2 protein-coding genes are annotated in these 2,509 nt (G+C 48.5%); both read right to left on the bottom strand.

Translation table 11 applies throughout. The features are described 5' to 3' along the window. On the bottom strand, positions 1–754 hold a 754-nt coding region (locus ENN47_07080; protein ID HDP77931.1), incomplete at its 3' end, for a hypothetical protein. Next, a partial coding sequence (locus ENN47_07075; protein HDP77930.1) for a hypothetical protein occupies positions 755–2,509 on the bottom strand: 1,755 nt, incomplete at its 5' end.

Raw genomic sequence — 2,509 nt, 5'->3', positions numbered from 1 at the left:
TGTTATATCTCTTCAGACCTCCAGAACGATATAAGTCATCCATAATGGCCTTTTCAGTCCTTTTCATGAGCAGGGAGTCGCTGTCGAATAATCTAAATGGATAGGAGGCCCAGATGAGGCTCGAATCGACTGAATCGAGCGAAGTCGACTTCTTCAGCCGCCCGTCGTATGTCAGCTCTTTGAGAATGACGTCCACGATTTTCTTCCAGTTGGTCTGTCTGTTGATCACTGTCTCTATCGACTTAAGCCCCGCCACTATGGAAAGAAGGGTTGAGGTGTGTATCGACATTGGAAATTCTTCCCAGACATCGTAACAGGGGATTTCCCATACCTTCTCAAGGTACTTCGCGCATAGATCGCAGATTTCCTGATCGCTTTCATCCAAAAGCTGTGAGTTCTCGGCAACTATCCAAAGGAATGTGCCATAACCGTCGCTCTGCGCATTCGTCCAGTCGTCGTTGCTAGCAAAGCCATCTAAAGTGTACCTTGTAGGCAAAAGAATACTTAAATCAGAACCGGAACCGAAAGTAGCCTCTTCAAGTGAATGTCGGTATCTCTTTAGAACACCCAGACCCCAACGTATGAATCTCTCTGCGCTCTCCTTCTTTCCGGCCCTCTGCATGGCATGAGCGGTAAACGATCCGTCTCTGAACCAGCAGTATCCGTACTGCGAGAAGTTTGGCGATGCAACGTAGCTTCCGGCTTCGCTCTGGTTCTCTTTAATGATTTTTATGGATCTCTCTAGTAAGTTCATCTACTGTATATCTCTCCATTCTATTTTGATTATTCCCTGTTCGTTGCCGATTATCCTCGCCATACGTTTTGCTTTGCCCGTTCTTTTGAGCTCGCCGATATCCTTCGGCCATTCCTTCCCAACGTGAAGCAGTCCTGTTTCTTGCTGTGACCAGTTTGTGCCGAAGAGACTTTCGTCAGAAGGAATGCTTAGGGGTATTATCGATCCCTTTCTGAGGTAAACCTCGTTTCTGTTTCCGTGAAGAATGACAGTATCCGAGTATGTTTCTCCATTCCAGAGATTTATCCATTCACCCTCAGGAAGGATCAGTTTCCTGATTTTCGTCTCTTCATCCACTGAAGGCGAAACGACCATTCCTCTACCAAACATGTAAGAGAGTTCTTCCGGGTCGTTTTCTTTCTCTATCAGGAAGAGCGGTAATGTCAGGGGACGCCCCATTTGTGCCGCATGAAGAGACTCTCTATGAATGTATGGAGATAAAGTCATTCTCAAAGAGGCGAATCTTCTGTAATAGTCTATGATGCTTTGGTCGTTGTAGGCTCTTGAGATATTCCACGGCGTTCTCTCTGAAGAGGGCACTGGATCCCCCGGGTCTTCCGAGTGGAGTTGGAAGATTGGTGTGAAAACGGCTAGTTCAACGGATCTTTTATAAAGCTCTGCGGAGGGAATCTCTCCGCTGAAACCTGCGATGTCCCATCCCCAGAAGGGGTTCCCGGAAATTGAGACATTTAGACCAGCTGTAATGTTGTCCCGCAGGGCCTCCCAGGTCGAATCCTCATCACCGACCCAGAAGAGGGAATAAGCGGGACTCCTCGTGTATCCAGCGCGGCTGAAGAGCGCTCCATCTTCACTCAAGATGCTTGCACTTGTCTGGAAGTATTTCTCCGGAAAAGTGTTTCTGGTCAGAGCTGCGCTGCCGGCAGCCGTGAAAGTATCTCTACCCCAGAGGTGTTCTCCGCCATCGGTCTTGAAACCATCGACTCCCAACTCTTTTATCAGGTACTCCCTCTTGGATGCCCACCATTTTGCAGCTTCATCATTATAGAAATCGATTACGACGTTTTCCTCGTGCCAGCGGGCAGGGGGGATTTTGTAATCGGAGCCGTCTTCATTCTTCACGAAATAACCCTTTGAGCTTCCGTACTGAATATCTACCGCGGGCTGTGGATCGGAGTTGTCGAAGCATTTCATGACCGGAATCTGCCAGAGGATCAGTCTTATACCCTTCGCGTGAAGCTTTCTGATCATTTCCGCCGGGTCTGGCCAGGGGTCGCGAAATCTGAAATCTGCCAGTTTGAAGTTCCGCTCGCCCGGAAGCGGATCGTATTGTGCTCCATTAAATATGTAGAAAGTCTGCTCATCTGCCCACGCCTCAACAACCAGAGCCGTTGCCGGGAGATTGTGTTTCACAGTTTCATCCAAGACTCCCATGACCTTTTTCTGACTGTTCCACTGGTTGGCCGAGAGCCAGGGCCCAAGAGCCCAGAGAGGAGGGGTACAAGGTTTGGAAACGCTATAGATTTCTTCAATTGCTTTCAATGGAGAGCCTTTCTCCCAGATATGAATCTCAGTATCTTCAATTGGACAGCCTCTTGTGTAAACCCTCAGGGCAATCTCTGATCTGTCCAGCTTGACGGAAGTCATGAAACCCGTGTCAAGGAAGAAGGCCCTCCCGTTGCTCGAGAATATGAATGGAACAGGCGCGTAACCCCTGCTTTTTTGAACTTTGTACTGATCGTATACGTAGATGAATCT

Source organism: Mesotoga infera (genome assembly GCA_011045915.1).
Lineage (GTDB): Bacteria > Thermotogota > Thermotogae > Petrotogales > Kosmotogaceae > Mesotoga > Mesotoga infera_D.
This window is presented reverse-complemented; position numbering and strand designations above follow the sequence as displayed.